Annotated in this window: 18 protein-coding genes, 2 pseudogenes and 1 riboswitch; of the genes and pseudogenes, 9 read left to right on the plus strand and 11 right to left on the minus strand. The window is 69.4% G+C overall.

Going from position 1 to position 15,962, the window contains the following annotated elements; genetic code table 11:
* The coding region (locus E1293_RS33105; protein ID WP_207939230.1) for a hypothetical protein at window positions 1-1,135 on the minus strand (1,135 nt) is incomplete at its 3' end.
* Window positions 1,132-2,904 carry an HSP90 family protein gene (locus E1293_RS33110; protein ID WP_481726106.1) on the minus strand — a complete coding sequence of 591 codons (1,773 nt, stop codon included), beginning with the start codon at window positions 2,902-2,904 and terminating at the stop codon, window positions 1,132-1,134. The genes E1293_RS33105 and E1293_RS33110, both read right to left, overlap by 4 nt.
* A gap of 182 nt (window positions 2,905-3,086) precedes the next feature.
* Here E1293_RS33110 and E1293_RS33115 point away from each other — a divergent pair, with 182 nt between their 5' ends.
* Complete coding sequence (locus E1293_RS33115; RefSeq protein WP_132201641.1) at window positions 3,087-3,818, plus strand: ATP-binding cassette domain-containing protein; 732 nt, start codon at window positions 3,087-3,089, stop codon at window positions 3,816-3,818.
* A 54-nt stretch (window positions 3,819-3,872) separates the two neighbouring features.
* Here E1293_RS33115 and E1293_RS33120 read toward each other — a convergent pair whose 3' ends face one another.
* From E1293_RS33120 to E1293_RS33130, 3 genes are read right to left on the minus strand one after another with little or no spacing between them, the layout of a single operon-like run.
* Window positions 3,873-4,322 (minus strand): NUDIX hydrolase, encoded by a 450-nt coding sequence (locus E1293_RS33120; protein ID WP_132201643.1) that lies wholly within the window; start codon window positions 4,320-4,322, stop codon window positions 3,873-3,875.
* On the minus strand, window positions 4,322-4,861 hold the full coding sequence (locus E1293_RS33125) for a GNAT family N-acetyltransferase (RefSeq protein ID WP_132201645.1): 540 nt from the start codon (window positions 4,859-4,861) through the stop codon (window positions 4,322-4,324). The genes E1293_RS33120 and E1293_RS33125 overlap by 1 nt, the downstream gene beginning before the upstream one ends.
* Window positions 4,854-6,167, minus strand: a complete 1,314-nt coding sequence (locus E1293_RS33130; protein ID WP_132201647.1) for an NsdA family TPR-like regulatory protein — start codon at window positions 6,165-6,167, stop codon at window positions 4,854-4,856. Before E1293_RS33130 ends, E1293_RS33125 begins: the two co-directional genes overlap by 8 nt.
* Before the next feature lie 359 nt (window positions 6,168-6,526).
* On the opposite strand from E1293_RS33130, the gene E1293_RS33135 reads away from it, so the two are divergent.
* Entirely contained in the window at window positions 6,527-7,027 is a 501-nt protein-coding gene (locus E1293_RS33135) for an ATP-binding protein (protein ID WP_243716898.1), read from the plus strand.
* A 449-nt stretch (window positions 7,028-7,476) separates the two neighbouring features.
* Window positions 7,477-7,773, plus strand: coding sequence for a hypothetical protein (locus E1293_RS33140; RefSeq protein ID WP_132201651.1), 297 nt, complete (start codon window positions 7,477-7,479; stop codon window positions 7,771-7,773).
* Window positions 7,774-7,872: 99 nt separating this feature from the next.
* Here E1293_RS33140 and E1293_RS33145 read toward each other — a convergent pair whose 3' ends face one another.
* Complete coding sequence (locus tag E1293_RS33145) at window positions 7,873-9,033, minus strand: RNA-guided endonuclease InsQ/TnpB family protein (RefSeq protein WP_243716896.1); 1,161 nt, start codon at window positions 9,031-9,033, stop codon at window positions 7,873-7,875.
* Window positions 9,034-9,168: 135 nt separating this feature from the next.
* Between E1293_RS33145 and E1293_RS33150 the strand changes: the two genes are divergently transcribed.
* Together E1293_RS33150 and E1293_RS50310 are read left to right on the plus strand one after the other, a co-directional pair.
* Window positions 9,169-9,387 (plus strand): hypothetical protein, encoded by a 219-nt coding sequence (locus E1293_RS33150; protein WP_132201653.1) that lies wholly within the window; start codon window positions 9,169-9,171, stop codon window positions 9,385-9,387.
* Between the two features lie 36 nt (window positions 9,388-9,423).
* Window positions 9,424-9,555: a hypothetical protein gene (locus E1293_RS50310; RefSeq protein WP_279473315.1), complete on the plus strand. Its 132-nt coding sequence runs from the start codon at window positions 9,424-9,426 to the stop codon at window positions 9,553-9,555.
* Between the two features lie 32 nt (window positions 9,556-9,587).
* Here E1293_RS50310 and E1293_RS50825 read toward each other — a convergent pair.
* Window positions 9,588-9,671: pseudogene (locus E1293_RS50825) on the minus strand (DUF6596 domain-containing protein); the annotation flags it as partial.
* Between E1293_RS50825 and E1293_RS50830 the strand changes: the two are divergent.
* A complete protein-coding gene (locus E1293_RS50830; RefSeq protein WP_165978507.1) occupies window positions 9,631-9,795 on the plus strand; it encodes a hypothetical protein in 165 nt (54 codons plus the stop codon). The pseudogene E1293_RS50825 and the gene E1293_RS50830 overlap by 41 nt on opposite strands.
* Before the next feature lie 58 nt (window positions 9,796-9,853).
* Here E1293_RS50830 and E1293_RS33160 read toward each other — a convergent pair whose 3' ends face one another.
* From E1293_RS33160 to E1293_RS33170, 3 genes are all read right to left on the minus strand, one after another.
* Complete coding sequence (locus E1293_RS33160; RefSeq protein WP_132201655.1) at window positions 9,854-10,843, minus strand: malate dehydrogenase; 990 nt, start codon at window positions 10,841-10,843, stop codon at window positions 9,854-9,856.
* Window positions 10,844-11,081: 238 nt separating this feature from the next.
* A complete protein-coding gene (locus E1293_RS33165; protein ID WP_132201657.1) occupies window positions 11,082-12,299 on the minus strand; it encodes an NADP-dependent isocitrate dehydrogenase in 1,218 nt (405 codons plus the stop codon).
* A 209-nt stretch (window positions 12,300-12,508) separates the two neighbouring features.
* Window positions 12,509-12,949 (minus strand): DUF3017 domain-containing protein, encoded by a 441-nt coding sequence (locus tag E1293_RS33170; RefSeq protein ID WP_132201659.1) that lies wholly within the window; start codon window positions 12,947-12,949, stop codon window positions 12,509-12,511.
* A gap of 254 nt (window positions 12,950-13,203) precedes the next feature.
* On the opposite strand from E1293_RS33170, the gene E1293_RS33175 reads away from it, so the two are divergent.
* Window positions 13,204-13,920, plus strand: a complete 717-nt coding sequence (locus tag E1293_RS33175; RefSeq protein WP_424923706.1) for an FHA domain-containing protein — start codon at window positions 13,204-13,206, stop codon at window positions 13,918-13,920.
* Between the two features lie 149 nt (window positions 13,921-14,069).
* Here E1293_RS33175 and E1293_RS33180 read toward each other — a convergent pair whose 3' ends face one another.
* Window positions 14,070-14,918: a bifunctional methylenetetrahydrofolate dehydrogenase/methenyltetrahydrofolate cyclohydrolase gene (locus tag E1293_RS33180; protein ID WP_132201663.1), complete on the minus strand. Its 849-nt coding sequence runs from the start codon at window positions 14,916-14,918 to the stop codon at window positions 14,070-14,072.
* 56 nt (window positions 14,919-14,974) lie between these two features.
* Window positions 14,975-15,060, minus strand: a riboswitch (ZMP/ZTP riboswitch).
* 97 nt (window positions 15,061-15,157) lie between these two features.
* On the opposite strand from E1293_RS33180, the gene E1293_RS33185 reads away from it, so the two are divergent.
* On the plus strand, window positions 15,158-15,751 hold the full coding sequence (locus tag E1293_RS33185) for a GNAT family N-acetyltransferase (RefSeq protein WP_132201665.1): 594 nt from the start codon (window positions 15,158-15,160) through the stop codon (window positions 15,749-15,751).
* 109 nt (window positions 15,752-15,860) lie between these two features.
* Window positions 15,861-15,962: pseudogene (locus E1293_RS33190) on the plus strand (IS481 family transposase); the annotation flags it as partial.

Below are 15,962 nucleotides of genomic sequence, written 5' to 3' on the forward strand. Positions count from 1 at the left end.
GCGCCGGAGCGGGGGCCGGGGCGGGACGGCGATGGTGGGCGGCCAGCGGGACGAAATCGGCGACCGCCTCGGCCGCCAGCGTGGCCCGCACCTTGCCGCCCTGGTGGGACGTGCCGTTGCGGGCGTCGAACCGGGCCGCCAGGCCCGTCGCGCGGGCGGACAGCTCGGCGTGCAGCACGCCCAGCGCCACGTCGGCGGCGGGACGGCCGGCCGCCGCGGGACGCCGGATCGTCGCCGCGTCGTGCCCGGCCGCGGCCACCCGGTCCAGGACGAGGGCCGCCGCGGCGGAGAAGTCCATGTCCGCGTGCGCGCTCGGGGCGCGGTCCAGCCAGCCGAGATGCCGCTGGAGGATCTCCAGGCCGCGCGCCTCGTTGCCCGTGATCGCGCAGAACTCCAGATGCTCGGCGACGTCGCTGAGGTCGGCGAGCCGCGACCGGTGCACCCGGTAGGCGCGGCGGTGCGCGTCGGCGGCCTGATCGGCGCGCCCCGTCCGCAGGTAGACGGGCAGCAGCGCGGTCTGGATGGCCTGCGGCTGCTCGTTGCACGACAGCTGCGCGCTCAGCACCGGCGCGGCGATCTCGAACGCCTCGTCGTGCCGGCCGGTCTCGACCAGATGGCGGGCCATGCCGGTCGGATCGCAGCCCTCGCAGTCCGACAGCTCGTCCCGCTCGGCCGCGCGCCACTTCAGGTACCACTCGTCGGCCGTCCCGTCGCCGACGTGCCGCGCGACCACGTTTCGATAGTGGTACACGGCCTGGAGGCTGTGCCCGCCCGCCTTGTAGCGGCGCTCCATGTCGTCCAGGACGGCGTGGGCCCGGTCCAGCGGGATCTCCGGGAACAGGGTGAGGGAGCTGACGACCGCCTTCATCTGCCACAGCAGGCTGTGCGTCTCGCCGAAGCGGCCGGGGTCGCGGTCGTGGTCGGCCAGCGCCCGGGTGAACGTTGCGAACGCCTTGGCGGGCTCGCCGCCGTACCGGTACGCGTCCGTCAGCCGGACCCGCACGTGGAACGCCAGCACCTCGTCGCCGTCCGCCTCCGCCCGGCGCAGCGCGTCCTCGACCAGGACCGTGCGGGCCTCCCCGTAGGGAAGCTCCTGGGCGCGCGTCATCAGCGCGTAGACGTCGTCCGTGCTCATTCGGCGGCCTCCGGGGAATGGACGGCCCATTCCAGCAGGCCGATGAAGGAACGGTTCAGCACCGCCGTGTCGGCGGGCCGCAGCGGATGGTGGCCGAGCAGCAGCGCCTGCCCGTACAAGGCCTGGACGGCCAGCTCGACCGGCCCGTCGTCACCGAGGGACGTGACGCGGCGAGCCAGCGGGTTGCGGTGGTTCAGCACCAGTTGCGGGCGGTCCGCGCTGGTCGTGGCGTTGACGGCGCCCAGGACGTCCGCCCAGAGTTCGTCGGCCGACTCTTGCGCGCGCGTGAGTTCCTCGCGGAACTGCGCATCGCGGCTCGTCAGGTAGAGGGCGGGCAGGGAAGCGGGGTCGAAGTCGCGGACGACGACCTCGCAGCCGAGCCGTTCCACCGCCCGCTGCGCCGCCGCCAGGAACGGGCGCAGCGCCAGTTCCGTCGCCGGGTCGAGGACGCCGAACGTGGTGGTCAGCTCGGCCGCCTCCAGGCGGGCGAGGCGGATGTCGGGGTCCAGGCCGGGCAGCCGCTCGATGATCTCGGTGTCGTGGACGTAGCCGCCGTTGACGAGGCCGACGCCCTGCGCGCCCGCGACCGCCGACAGGCGGCGGAACTCGTCCACCGACGCGGTGAACCGGCCGTCCGGATGGCGGCGGCGGAACTCGTGCAGCGTCATCGGCCCGGCGGACGTCTCGTACTCCAGCCACTGGTCGACGATCCGCAGCATGTCGTCGTCGTGCAGCGCCATCGCCTTCACGCCGAGCTGGTGCAGGCGCAGGAACGCGCGCAGCTGGGCCGGGTCGGTCTCCGCCAGCCTCACCAGCCACTGCCGCAGGACGTCACCGAGCCCGAGCCGCGTCGATTCGAGCAGCTCGTCCTCGTAGAGGGCCTCGCGGCTGGCGGTCGGACGCAGCTCCCCCGCGTCCACCACGCACCGCGCGAAGAAGGCCCACTCCGGCAGCAGCCCCTCCACGTTCTCGGCCAGCAGCATCCGCTTCAGGTAGACGCGATGGGAAGCGCGGGCCGTCGGCGAGACGGGCGCGGGCAGGACGAACGCGACGCCCGTCAGACCCGCCTCGGGCACGTCCAGATCGACGACGTCGAAGGGCGTGAACCCGTACAGCTCCTCGCAGTACCGCTCCAGCGCCCGCCGGCGGGCGGCCGGATCGCGGTAGGACGCCTGCCACGGCGGCCCGTCACCGGTGACGGCGACGCCGTCCACGACCAGATCGACCGGAAGAAGCGACCCGTACGTGCGCGCAAGCTCCGCGACGACCGGCGGGCTCAGCAGCTCGGCCGCACCCGGACGGGCCCGCAACGTGACCGTCGTACCCGGCTCGTCGCGCTCGCCCGGCTCGACCTGGTAGCTGCCCTCGGAACGGCCCGTCCATCTAACGGCCTTACCGCCCCTCGCGGACCGGGTCACGACCTCGATCTCGTCCGCGACGAGGAAGGCGGACAGCAGCCCGATACCGAACTGCCCCAGGAAGTCGTGCCGTGCGAAGCCCAGCTCGTCCCGCTTGGACGACCGCCCGATCGTCGCCAGCAGCGTGTGGACCTCGTCCTCGGTGAGCCCGACGCCGTCGTCATGCACCCGCAGCGTCCCGCCACCGGTCTCGATCTCGACGCGGCCGCCCTCGCCGCGCGCCGTGATCGCGTCCACCGCGTTCTGCAGCAGCTCCCGCAGATACACCCGCGGACTCGCGTAGAGGTGGCGGCTCAGCAGATCCACCACCCCGCGCAGATCCACCTGAAACGCCTGTTCCACCACGTCCACGCCTCCCCGATCACTTCCCGAGCGATCACACACACTAGCGACCGATACCGACGACTTCAGATCATTTGCGCCCGCCCCGCTCGGACGACTCACTGTGAAGGAGAGCGCGTGCCGGGCGCGTCGCCGTCTCGCGATGGGCGCCCCTATCCTGAGCGCCATGTCCCCGACGAACGGACCGGGCGGTGGGTGCTGAGCTACGGGACGTGACCGTCCACATCGACACCGGCCGCTGGAGCGAGACCGTCCTCGACGGGATGGACATCGTCGTGCCGGACGGGCAGATCACCGCCCTCCTCGGCGAATCGGGCTGCGGCAAGTCCATGGTCGCCGCCGCACTCAACGGGCGGCTGCCGGAGCCCGCCCGCAGCACCGGCCAGGTCCTCGTCAACGGCGACCTCGTCCAGGACCGGCGGCATTGGCTGCGGCTTCGCGGCCGGACCATCGGCCTGCTGCCCCAGGCGGGCGTCGACGCCTTCTCCCCCACCGAGACCGTGGGCGCCCAGTTGCGCAAGCTGGAGAACCGGCACCGGCGGTGGACCCTCGACGACGCGTGCGCAGCGGCCCACTACCCCACCGACCTGTTCGACCTCTATCCCGGCCAGCACTCCGGCGGCCAGATCCAGCGCGCCGCCTTCGCCGCCGCACTCCTGCCGGGCCCCGACATCCTGGTAGCGGACGAACCGACGGCCTCCCTTGAAACCGACCTCGCCTACGAGATGTGGGTCACGCTGTACAAGTACGCCCGCAGCGGTGGCGCCGTCCTGGCGATCACCCACGACGTCCCCATGCTCACCGCCACCCAGGTAGCCGACCACCTGGTCCTCATGCGCGCCGGCAAGGTCACCGCCACCGGCGACCTGACCACCCTCCAAGCCCAAACAGACCCCTACACCCGCGGCTTCTTCCACCCGTAACCCCCGTCCAGGCCGCGCTCGGAGCGCGAGAAACACAAGGACGGCCTTGGACGCTCAAAGGTCACCTGAACCCTCAGCGAGGAACGTGCCATCGTGATGGCGCACCGCAGGTGACGTCGCCGGACGCGCCATTGCGTCCAACACACGAACCGCGAACGCTTCGGTGGCCAACTCCCTGACCTCCTCAGAGTTCATCCACCGGAGGCCCTGCGCCTCGCTGGTCTCGCGAGCACTCCCGCCGACGATGCGGCAACGAAAGACAAGTGCGATGATCCCGCGTTTCATATTCTTATAAACGCCCGTCAGATCATCGACCTGAGCCCGAAGGCCCGTCTCCTCAAGAACTTCTCGCTTGAGACCGGCCCGGATATCTTCAGCAAGCTCCAGAACACCGCCAGGAGCCTCCCAATGACCATTATCGCGACGCTGAATAAGCAAAGCCCGACCAACATCGTCCAAAATGACGCCCGCAACGCTCACCGAGTGCCGGTCACCCTCGGACATCAGAGGGAGAGGACGAGGACGTCATCGATGTCACCGCCCGGATACGACTGGACCACGGCAACCTGTTTCCATCCCCAGTGAGCATAGATCGTGCGGGCATGGGAATCGGGTTGGGCCAGAAGCATCGCGTACTGCTCAGGACGGCCGTCCAGAAGAGCGCCGAGCAGCCGACGGGCGAGGCCACGTCCGCGGTGCGGGGCGGCGACGACCAGCTCGATCACAGAGAACTTCGCAGCGTCCACGATCTCCTGTGGTGGTGCGGAGCCTGAGACGTCCCGCCACCAACTGCCCGCTACAAAGTGCAGGCCGAAACTGAAGCCCACTAGCTCTCCATCGCCCTTTCGGACACCGATAAGGGTGAAGCCTTTCCTAGTGGTCTGCCTGGTCGTGCGTGGGATGAACTCTTCCCGGCTGAACATGGGGTGTGGTTCATACGGGGGTTCGGCATACGCGGGAACGTATACCTCAGCGATCTCGTCCAGCATGGCAACGGTGCGTTCGCCGTCATGACGAGTCAGTGTGTAGCCGTCGTCAGGCATGGGAGGACGCTCCTATCAGATTGAGAGCCATGCGCCGGGTCTCCTGGGCAACTTGACTCGGTGAGCCGTGTAGCGCGGCAGCGAAACGCCGGGTCTTCTTGGCGATCCTCGCGCTGGTCATCTCCGTCAGCAATGGGAGGTTGCTGTGGAAGACGTCCACGGACGAAGTGATATCGCCGGAGCGGGCGAGGGCGGTGGCTTGGCAGACGCGGTAAAACGCTCGGTTGCGCGGCGCCATCGTCGCTGTGATGCCGTCCAACAGTTCGGCTGATAGCGCATGGTGGTCGAGCGAGGCTTGTGCTAGAGCCTCCAATCCACGCATCTCGTCTTCCCCGAAGAACCGGAACCACTCGTCGCGATCAGGGCGGACGGCCGCCTTGCCGAGCAGATCCCATGCCTGGCCCTTGAGTCGTTCATAATCTGTCTCGTCGTGCAGGCGGGCGTGCGCGACTGCGGCTCGCATCGACAGAAGAGATCTGAGTTGAAGATCGGCGTGTTGGCTGGCGTCGAGGGCGCTTTGCGCAACGGAGGCCGCATTCGCGGGTCGCCCTTTGGCGTTGCACACCATGGCCATCGTGTCGAGAATCTGAAGTCGCAGTTTGGTGTCATTAGCACAGTAAGCGGAGTACAGGCCGTCCTTCAAGAGGCCCTCGGCACGGGCGAGATCGCCGCGCTCGAACGCGAACCAGGCTGCGGCCGAAGTCACCTCACCGATGACCGCGTGCACGAAGGGCTCGGCGGACGGCTTGATCGTCACATGCTTCAACTGCCCGAGGATGCTGGCCAGCCGGGCCTCAGCCAGATCCGCGAGCGCTGCGCCGCCGTGGCGCGAGTCCAACGCCCACAGGTCCGCGACGGCATCAGCGGGCCGCTCCAGACCGGTGACGACGTCGACATCGCCTGTGGTCGCCTTGGTGTGCGCGCTCCCCAGCAGGGGGATGGCCAAGCCGGCGAGCACCAGTTTGCTCGAGAACTCGCGGCGCTTCACATTGCCGCCCGTACTCGCTTCGACGGTCTCTCGATCGTCGATGCGGCTGGTGATGTGGCTGAGCCCCCTGGGCGTGATCCCCGCCAACGTCCGTGGAGCGCCAAGTCGGTCAATGATTTTGAGAGCGGTCTCGATGGTCTGACCACCGCTGCGACCTGCCATGAGCCTGGAAACGGAGGCTTGAGACAGTCCAGTTTGAGTGGCGATAGCGCTTTGGGTGGCTTTTGTGTCACGGTTGATAGCGATGAGGATCGTCGGCCAGTCCCATATGGCAAGCGCTTGGGAGATCGATTCGGAGAACCAGAATTCCAGTGGCAAGTCAATCTGACTGGTCGGCCGGCTTCTAGCTGCAGCGACACATGGGCCACAGATGTCCTCCGTCGCGTAACGACTCAGCGGCTTGTCACACCGAGCACACAACTCTCTCGTTTCACCCATAATGCAACCTCCCAGGTCAGTGTCACCCCATTATTCATCGATGCATGACCGGTGGCTGTTTGTTATACAACATCGTTCTGGTCATGGCCCGGCGGATGGGCAGAGACTGCGCTTATTCGACCTCGTCAACGAGTTAGGACCCTTGCGGCATGCCTCCCCACGATCGCAAGCACCGCCGCAATAGCGGTTGTACGGCAGATGGTACGGGCGAGCCGCCGGATGAGTTGGCGGTGGTCGTGATGAACGGCGGGGCGGGTGCCGTGGCTTCTGAGGCGCTGGACGTGACGATTCAGGCGACGCTGAGGGGGCCGGCGCGGGTGCGCACGCTGGTGAAGTGCAGGCTCGCCGAATGGGGGCTGACCGGAGTCAGCGACGATGTGGTGTTGATCGCCAGCGAGCTGGTCGCCAACGCCGCGCAGTACGCCTCGGAGCAGGAGATCCACGTTCGCCTCACGTGGGAGCCCGGCGCGGTGGTGCTGGCGGTGTGGGACTCCTCCGACGCCAGACCGGTGTGCACACGTACGGCGGGGACGGCAGTCGGTGACCCGGTTCCGGACGCTGAGGCGCTGGACCCGGGCCATGACGCCGACATGCGCGGTCGGGGGCTGCCGATCGTCGCGGCAATGGCTGAAGAGTGCTGGGTGACACCCGCCGAGCCGCACGGAAAGTGGGTTTGCGTGCGCTACGCCACCGTCGAACCGGCCGCAGTTCCGTCCATCCACGCGCACTCGGCCAGGTAGGACAACCATGGCGGACAGCACGGAACTCGCGCGGTGGGCCGAGGGGAACCACTCCGGGTGGGCTGTGGTGTGGGGCGCGTACAGCCGAGAGTTCACCGCCTGGGTGATGTGGAGTAGCAGCCCACTGGTGGTGACCGCACCGGATACGCATTCGCTTTCCATCGCCATCCGGCGTGCTGAGCAGCGCCGCATCGAGTTCATGCCGCGCACGTCCGTCGGCACATGGCGGAACGGGCCACCGTCCGTCCTGCCGCCGCCTGAACTCCACGGCCCCGAGGCGGCCGGTCACCCCCCTCCAGATCCCCCAGTGGAGGGCGAACCCCCGAGAGCTGTCGCCTCGGGGCCGTGGGTTGTAACGGCCCGACCCGTTCCGGTCGCGGTCGTCCACACAGAAGGCTTCAGGTGGAGCCTCCAAGCGGCGGCCACTGTGTCGTCAGGAAAGGAAGCAGATGACCACGCAGATGATCGGGCAGCCTGACCAGCTCGACCTAGTGACGCACTCGCCGGACGGTGAGTCGCGCGGGCTGGCGTTCCGGGTCGGGGACATCTTCCCCATGGACCCTGGCCTGGACTTGGCGTCCCAAACGGACGCCCCCGCGACCAAGGCACGGCCCTGGGTACTCCGGTTCCTCGTGGCGCCCCGCGCGGGCAAGCACGACAAGGGGACGTCCGACTACACCACCGGCGGCCAGGGCGACAACCAGCACCCCGAGGACAAGGGCAAGGAGTCAACTACTCGGCCCTGAAGCACCGAGCTTGCGGGTTCGGTCCTTGTGGGCGTTGTTTACGCTCCCGACTGCCCGCTACGGGTGGGCGGTCACGGGTCGCATCCACCGGCCCCCGTGCTAGGCGGGGGCTGGTTGGGGCATGTTGACGAATACCCACGCCGAGCGTGCGCGGTCGCGCACGTTGACCCCGGCGACGACGTCGGCGGGCCCAGCGAGACCGCACCGGCGACAGCAGAAATCATCCCGCGTAGGACGGTTGGTCCGCGCGGTGTGGCCGCAGCGCGGGCAGCGCTGCGAGGTGTAGGCCGGATCCACCTCCAGGTACGGCACCCCGGCACGTTGGGCCTTGTAGGCGATGAACGCGCCCAGCTGCTGGAACGGCCAGGACGACAGGCGTGCCCGCTGGTCGCGAGGAACCGTGACCCGTCCGCGGATCCCACCCAGTTCTTCCAGGGCGATACCGCGTCCGGTGCGTGCCGCGACGGCGACGACCTGCTTAGCGATCGTGTGGTTGACATGCCGGGCGTGCCGGGTCTCCCGGCGGGCCCGCTTCTTCAATAATCTGGCCGCCGCGCGGGTGCGTGTGGCCTGGAGTTCGGCGCGTTTGCGGGCCTGCCAGCGGCGGTACCGGTCCAGGCGGCGGCCCTGATGGTTGTCGCCATCGCTGGTGGTGGCCAGGTTGACGATGCCGCGGTCCACCCCCACCCAATCGACCGGCTCGTACACCTGGGGTTCGGGGACGTCGCAGGTGGCGAGCAGGAACCATTTCCCGTCCCGGTGCACCAGGTCCGATTCACCCTTGCGGTGCGCGGCGAGCATCTTGGCCTGGTCGGGCGAGCAGACGAACCGCAGGTTCTTGCATCGCCCGGCCACCGTCCAGATGCTCACCGTGCCCGCATCCAACTGCCACGACAGGTTGCGGTCGTCGAAGGTGTGCGCGGCGTCGGCGCGGAACACGATCGGCTTGGCCTCCGCCTTACGGCGACGCTTGGACGCCGGGCTACCAAAGTTGCCGTTGCGGAGGTTCGCCCGGAGAGTGGTGTAGGCGTCCACGACCCGTTTGATCACATGCTGGGCGGCCTGCGCACCCAGCCCGCCGGCCTTGAGATCGCCGTAGCACAGCGTCCGCAGGGGCAGTTCGCGGCCGCGGAGCCCGAACTGCTCGAAGGCCACGGCCGACACCTGGTTGGCAGCGGTGTTGACTCGGTGCAGGGTGTCGGTCAGCGCCGCCGCCTGCTCGGGCGTCGGCAGCAGCTTCACCTGCACCACCAGCTTCACAGTACGTGACCATATCATTACGCAACTGTGTATGTCGTCGGACCGACCTGGCGGCGCTGACGCACCGCATGATCGGGGAAGCGATTCATCCCAGCCCTGAAGGGACTGGGGTTCCTCGCTAGAAGCACGCTGAAGATGACGGTGCTGATGCTGGCACGCGACGGCGACAAGGTTGCCGAACGGGTTGCCGCCGAGCTGCGCGGACGCGGAACCAGCGAGGTGCAGGTGAACCCCTCGAACTTCCCAACGCGGCTGTCGATGGGTGCACATCTGAGCAACTCGACCTCCTGGGGAGGGCGACTCAGGAGCCGGGACGGCCTCGACGTCGAGCTTGCCGGCATCAGCGCCGTATGACAGCGAGGGGCCACACCGTTCGTGATGGACGGGCGCATGTCGTCCCCTGAGCGGGCGTTCACCTACGGCGAGGCCAGGCGTGGCTTCGGTGGCGTGCTGACCGCGCTGCAAGACTGTTTGTGGGTCAACGATCCGATGGCCGCGATACGCGCGGAGTACAAGCCGTAGCGGTCCTGGTCGCGCAGCAGGACGAGGCGGCCGTCGCCGCCGAAACGGGCGGCGGTGCGCGCCTGGTGGAGCCGGATGAGCGCCAGCAGGCCGAGCACCTCGGGGTGGCGCGGCATCAGCCAGGCGAGGTTCGCGGCCAGCCAGGTCCGGCATGACTCGCCCGGCGTCGAGCGGTTCGGGTTGGCGGTCTTGCCCGAGGGCGACAGGCTGTGGCTGGACGAGCCGAGCCGCCTCGTGTGACCGGACGCGCGCGAGCCCCGGGCCTGGGTGGTCCGGGGCTCGTCATGGTGCGGGTGGGTTAGATAAGGCCCAGCTTCTGGACGGCCGCGCGCTCCTCGGAGAGCTCGTTCACCGTCGCGTCGATGCGGGTGCGGGAGAAGTCGTTGACGTCCAGGCCCTGGACGATCTCCCACTTGCCGCCCTTCGTGGTGACCGGGAAGGACGAGATCAGGCCCTCGGGGACGCCGTAGGAGCCGTCCGACACGACCGCCATGGACGTCCAGTCGCCGTCGGCGGTGCCGTTCACCCAGGTGTGGACGTGGTCGATCGCGGCGGACGCGGCCGACGCCGCCGACGACGCGCCCCGCGCCTCGATGATCGCGGCGCCGCGCTTGGCGACGGTCGGGATGAAGTCGTTCTCCAGCCAGTTCTGGTCGTTCACCGTCTCGGCGGCGTTCTTGCCGGCGATCTCGGCGTGGAAGACGTCCGGGTACTGGGTGGCGGAGTGGTTGCCCCAGATCGTGAGCTTCTTGATGTCGTCGACCGAGACGCCCGTCTTCTTGGACAGCTGCGCGAGGGCGCGGTTGTGGTCGAGGCGGGTCATCGCGGTGAACCGGTCGGACGGGACGTCCGGCGCGTGCGACTTCGCGATCAGCGCGTTGGTGTTGGCCGGGTTGCCGACCACCAGGACCTTGATGTCGTCGGCCGCGCCCGCGTTGATGGCCTCGCCCTGCGGCTTGAAGATGCCGCCGTTGGCCTCCAGCAGGTCGCCGCGCTCCATGCCCTTCGTCCGCGGGCGGGCGCCGACGAGCAGGGCCACGTTCGTGCCCTCGAACGCCTTGGCGGCGTCGTCGAAGATGTCGGTGCCGGACAGCAGCGGGAACGCGCAGTCGTCCAGCTCCATCGCGGTACCCTCGGCGGCCTTCACCGCCTGCGGAATCTCCAGCAGGCGCAGGCGTACGGGTACGTCCGCGCCGAGGAGGTGCCCGGACGCGATGCGGAACAGCAGCGCGTAGCCGATCTGGCCCGCCGCGCCGGTGACGGTAACGGTGACTGGGGTGCGAGTCATGCGTCCTTCTCCTGCTGTGACCTGACGGGGCTCAGGCGGCCATCCTTCGGACCCGACCGCCCGAGGACCCCGCCCGCGCGGGATCTCTCGCCGTCGAGATATTTCCGGGGGTCAGGCTATCGCGCGCCCCCCGCCCGCCACCGCCCAGGTGCACCACCCGGCATGCCGCCCCGGCCGGGAACGAGCGGAAGGCCGCCCCGGAACGATTCCGGGACGGCCTTCGAAGACCGGGGCCGGGTCAGCCGTTGATCTTCTTCTGGAGGTTGGTGTCGAGGGCGCCCAGGAAATCCTGCGTCGTCAGGAAGGGGGTCTCCTTGCCGACCAGGAGCGCCAAGTCCTTGGTCATCTGGCCGCCTTCGACGGTCTTGACGCAGACCTCTTCGAGGGCGCGGGCGAAGCCGACCAGCTCGGGGTTGCTGTCGAGCTTGCCGCGGTGGTCGAGGCCGCGGGTCCAGGCGAAGATGGACGCGATCGGGTTGGTCGACGTCGGCTTGCCCTGCTGGTGCTGCCGGTAGTGGCGGGTCACCGTGCCGTGCGCCGCCTCGGCCTCGACGGTCTTGCCGTCCGGGGTCATGAGGACGGACGTCATCAGGCCGAGCGAGCCGAAGCCCTGCGCGAGGGTGTCGGACTGGACGTCGCCGTCGTAGTTCTTGGCGGCCCAGACGAAGCCGCCCTCCCACTTGAGCGCCGCGGCGACCATGTCGTCGATGAGGCGGTGCTCGTAGGTGAGGCCCTTGGCCTCGAACTCGGCCTTGAACTCGGTCTCGTAGATCTCCTGGAAGAGGTCCTTGAACCGGCCGTCGTAGGCCTTGAGGATCGTGTTTTTCGTGGACATGTACAGCGGCATCTCGCGGTTGAGCGCGTACCGCATGCTCGTCCGGGCGAAGTCGCGGATCGAGTCGTCGTAGTTGTACATGCCCATGGCGACGCCGCCGCCGGGGAAGTCCGCGATCTCCAGCTCCATCGGCTCGGAGCCGTCGCGCGGCGTGTAGGTGATCGTCACCTTGCCCGGGCCGGGGACGACGAAGTCGGTGGCCTTGTACTGGTCGCCGTGGGCGTGCCGGCCGATGATGATCGGCTTCGTCCAGCCGGGGACCAGGCGGGGGATGTTGGACGCGACGATCGGCTCGCGGAAGATCACGCCGCCCAGGATGTTGCGGATCGTCCCGTTCGGGGACCGCCACATCTTCTTCAGGCCGAACTCCTCGACGCGCGCCTCGTCGGGGGTGATGGTCGCGCACTTGACGCCGACGCCGTGCTCCAGGATGGCCTTGGCGGCGTCCACGGTGACCTGGTCGTCGGTGGCGTCACGGTGCTCGATGCCGAGGTCGTAGTACTTCAGGTCGACATCGAGGTAAGGCAGGATCAGCTGGTCCTTGATGAACTTCCAGATGATCCGCGTCATTTCGTCGCCGTCGAGTTCGACGACCGGGCCCGCTACTTTGATCTTGGGCATGCTGTGGCTGTCCCTTTCCTACACCTGGCCAGCTGGCGAGGCCTTCCATCCTCGGCGGGGCGTGGCCGTGTCGGGCCGCCGGGATCGCCGGGCGAAAAGACTCAAGTCCTTGTAAGGCTCAACTGGCTAGGCTAGCCGAGGCGGTCATGAGGTCTAGACCCGGCCACGGCCCCTGGCCGGCCAGATCCGCCGCTACCTGGGACAACGCGTTAGGCGGGCGGATCGTCCCCGGGCGGCGACGAGCGTCCGGCGATGACGAGCCGCACGCCGCGCACCAGCATCGTGAGCGCGATCAGCACGCCGAAGGCGCCGGCGAGGACGAGCCCCGTCTTGTTCATCGGCGGGACGCTCAGCGACACGAACGCGATCATCTCGCCGAAGATCACGAGCGTCCAGCAGTCGACGGAGCGGCTCCTGACGGCGAGCGGCCCGAGCTGCGACTCGGGCAGCAGCAGCCGGGCGAGCGCGCCGATGAGCAGCGCGGCGGCCATCAGGCCGGAGCCCTTGCGGAAGTAGTTGAAGGCGCACAGGGTGAGCCCGGCGCCGACGCCGCTGAGCACGAAGAGGTACGGCAGCTGCGCGAGCCAGTGCGGCGCGGCGCTCCTGCGCCGCGGCGCCTTGCGCCTGCGCCGGTGCACCTGGGTGCTCATGGCCCTCACGGTACCGATAATCGCGCCGGGGGACGACATCGTCCGCCCCCGGGCGGGATGGAACGGTCCGGCTTGTCGCCCGGCGCCGGGAATGAGGGTGGGGCGGATGGGGCGGGCGTGCCGCCCGGGAGGCCGGAATCCCCTGCGGCGCCGCACCTACTCGCCAGTAGGAGGGTGTGACGGCACGGCGCCCGGGTAACCCGGCAGACAGGGGTCGCTAACTAGCTGGGAGGACTGCCGTGGAGGGGCCGTTCATGCGGATCGAGGACAGCGGGCTGGTGATGCCGTTGCGCCCCGATGTGACGACGGTCGGGAGAGGGAGAGGAGTGGACGTTCGCCTCGACGACCCGAGTGTGTCCCGTTTGCACGCTGAGATCGTCCGGCGCGGACCGTACGTCTACGTCGTTGACATGGGCTTGTCCCGCAACGGGACGCGTGTCAACGGCCGGCCGATCGCCCGCCGTGTCCTGGAGGACGGTGACGTCGTGAGCTTCGGCACGGCGCGCTGCCGGTTGGGGGGCATCCCCCGTGAGGAGGTCGACCCGGACGTCGAACTGCGGCGCGCGGTCGCGCCCGAGCTCACCCGCCGCGAGGTCGACGTGCTGACCTCGCTGTGCCGTCCCGCCCTGTCCGACGAGGCGTTCGTGGCCCCCGCCACGGCACGCGACATCGCCGGCGAGCTGGTCGTCACGGAGGCGGCCGTCAAGCAGCACCTGCTGCGCCTCTACCAGAAGTTCCGGATTCCCGAGGGCGCCAACCGGCGTACGCGGCTCGCCAACGAGGTCATCGCCATGGGCCTCGTCCGGCCGCTGCCGCCGGTGCACGTGCCGCAGCAGGGCCGTCCGCCGATGGACGGGCGGGTCCCCGGGGTGCGCACGGCGGAGACACGCCGGCCGGGTGCGCCGGGCCACTCGCACGGGCCCGGGCGTCCGCCCGCGCACAGCACCACTGCGGGACGGAGGGCCAGCTGATGTGAACCTGCGGTCGCCCTCCCGGCAGCGCAAAGCTTGAGGGCGATCGCTGAGCCCCCCGTGCAGGCCGCGCAAGTGACGGCGCGGCCGGGGCAGCGTAGGCGGGGGCCGCCACCAGGGTGCTGGTGGCGGCCCCCGTCTTGTGCGCGTCAGGCGTTCTGCTCGGCGGCCTCGACGACGTTCGCGAGGAGCATCGCGCGAGTCATCGGGCCGACGCCGCCGGGGTTGGGCGCGACCCATCCGGCGACCTCGCGGACGTCGGCGGCGACGTCGCCGGCGAGCTTGCCGTCCACCCGCGAGACGCCCACGTCCAGGACGGCGGCGCCCGGCTTGACCATGTCGGCGGTGATCAGCCCGGGGACGCCGGCGGCGGCCACCACGATGTCGGCCCGGCGGGTGTGCGCGGCCAGGTCGCGGGTGGCGGTGTGGCAGAGGGTGACGGTCGCGTTCTCGGTGCGGCGCGTCAGCAGCAGGCCGAGGGAGCGGCCGACGGTGATGCCACGGCCGACGACGGTGACCTCGGCGCCCCTGATCGGGACGTCGAAGCGGCGCAGCAGCTCGACGATGCCCTTCGGCGTGCAGGGCAGCGGGCCGGGCTGCATCAGCACGAGCCGGCCGAGGTTCACCGGCTGCAGGCCGTCGACGTCCTTGGCGGGGTCGATGAGCTCCAGCACGCGCTGCTCGTCCAGGCCCTTCGGCAGCGGCAGCTGGACGAGGTAGCCGGTGCAGGCGGGGTCGGCGTTCAGCTCGGCGACGACCCGCTCCACCTCGTCCTGCGTGGCGGTGGCCGGGAGGTCGCGGCGGATGCTCTCGATGCCGACCTCGGCGCAGTCGCGGTGCTTCATGTTCACGTACGAGTGGCTGCCGGGGTCGTCGCCCACCAGCACCGTGCCGAGCCCGACGGACACGCCGCGGTCGCGGAGCGCCTCGACGCGGACCTTGAGGTTCGAGCGGATCTCGGCGGCCGTGGCCTTGCCGTCCAGAATCTGTGCCGTCATGTGTGCCTCCGCGTGGATCTCGCCGGGTCTCCGCAGGACCGAGCCCGGCTCGAGGTCCCGTCCACCCAGGCGCGCGGTGTCCGGACTGTCGTTCGCTCCCCGGTGGTGATCCACCTTGACCGCGCCAGTCGCGTAGTAGGAACCCATGCTAACCGGCGGGAGGCCCCCTGAGTGGCATGCGGAAATCGGCGCCAAGTGGCTCTGCCGGATGCCACCCGGAGGTCCCTAGCGTGATCCGCATGAGCGATGAATGGTTCGAGCGGCCCGTCCTGACCGGGCGGTACGTGCGGCTTGAGCCGCTGTCCGCCGAGCACGCGGAGGGTCTGTTCGAGGCGTCCGGGGACGCGGACGTCTGGACGTGGCTGAGCGAGCGGCAGCCCGCGACGGTCGCGGAGATGCGCGTCCTCGTCGGCAAGGCGCTGGCGGACTGCGAGCGCGGCCTGCGCCTCCCCTGGGTGCAGCTCGACGCCGCGACCGGGGAGGTCGCCGGGACGACGTCGTACTACGAGATCTCGTCGTCCCACCGTGCCGTGTGCATCGGCCACACCTGGCTCGGGTCGCGCTGGCACCGGACCGGCGTCAACACCGAGTCGAAGCTGCTCCTGCTGCAGCGGGCGTTCGACGACCTGGGCGCGATCCGGGTCGGCTGGCACACGCACGCGAGCAACGCGCGGTCGCGCGCGGCGATCGAACGGCTCGGCGCGTCGTTCGAGGGGATCCACCGCAAGCACCGGATCCGCGCGGACGGCTCGATCCGCGACACCGCCGCCTTCGGGATGACGGACGACGACTGGCCCGCCGCGGCGCGAGCCCTCCGCGCCAGGCTGCGCTAGTTGTACTTGGCCATGATCTTGGTGACACCTGACCGGTAGGTGTTTGATCAGCAAGAAGACCTCCGGGCGTAGTGGAGTTTGCACGCTTCACCAGCACCCGGAGGTCTCAGTGAGTCACGCTAACGCCCGTCTGACATTCCACGGCAGATGCCTGCTGGTTCGCCGTGTCGTGCAGGACGGCCGGCCGGTCGCGCACGTCGCGGCCGAGCTG

The sequence above is a fragment of the Actinomadura darangshiensis genome (assembly GCF_004349235.1).
Classification (GTDB): Bacteria; Actinomycetota; Actinomycetes; order Streptosporangiales; family Streptosporangiaceae; genus Spirillospora; species Spirillospora darangshiensis.

Excerpts from the sequence above, each read along its gene's own strand:
- E1293_RS33125 (WP_132201645.1), bottom strand. The coding sequence starts at position 4,861 with ATGCCTGACGACGGCTACACACTGACTCGTCATGACGGCGAACGCACC.
- E1293_RS33140 (WP_132201651.1), top strand. The coding sequence starts at position 7,477 with ATGACCACGCAGATGATCGGGCAGCCTGACCAGCTCGACCTAGTGACG.
- E1293_RS33175 (WP_424923706.1), top strand. The coding sequence starts at position 13,204 with ATGCGGATCGAGGACAGCGGGCTGGTGATGCCGTTGCGCCCCGATGTG.
- E1293_RS33185 (WP_132201665.1), top strand. The coding sequence starts at position 15,158 with ATGAGCGATGAATGGTTCGAGCGGCCCGTCCTGACCGGGCGGTACGTG.
- E1293_RS33135 (WP_243716898.1), top strand. The coding sequence starts at position 6,527 with ATGAACGGCGGGGCGGGTGCCGTGGCTTCTGAGGCGCTGGACGTGACG.
- E1293_RS50830 (WP_165978507.1), top strand. The coding sequence starts at position 9,631 with ATGAGCGCCAGCAGGCCGAGCACCTCGGGGTGGCGCGGCATCAGCCAG.
- E1293_RS33165 (WP_132201657.1), bottom strand. The coding sequence starts at position 12,299 with ATGCCCAAGATCAAAGTAGCGGGCCCGGTCGTCGAACTCGACGGCGAC.
- E1293_RS33150 (WP_132201653.1), top strand. The coding sequence starts at position 9,169 with ATGACGGTGCTGATGCTGGCACGCGACGGCGACAAGGTTGCCGAACGG.
- E1293_RS50310 (WP_279473315.1), top strand. The coding sequence starts at position 9,424 with ATGTCGTCCCCTGAGCGGGCGTTCACCTACGGCGAGGCCAGGCGTGGC.
- E1293_RS33170 (WP_132201659.1), bottom strand. The coding sequence starts at position 12,949 with ATGAGCACCCAGGTGCACCGGCGCAGGCGCAAGGCGCCGCGGCGCAGG.
- E1293_RS33120 (WP_132201643.1), bottom strand. The coding sequence starts at position 4,322 with ATGTCCGAGGGTGACCGGCACTCGGTGAGCGTTGCGGGCGTCATTTTG.
- E1293_RS33160 (WP_132201655.1), bottom strand. The coding sequence starts at position 10,843 with ATGACTCGCACCCCAGTCACCGTTACCGTCACCGGCGCGGCGGGCCAG.
- E1293_RS33180 (WP_132201663.1), bottom strand. The coding sequence starts at position 14,918 with ATGACGGCACAGATTCTGGACGGCAAGGCCACGGCCGCCGAGATCCGC.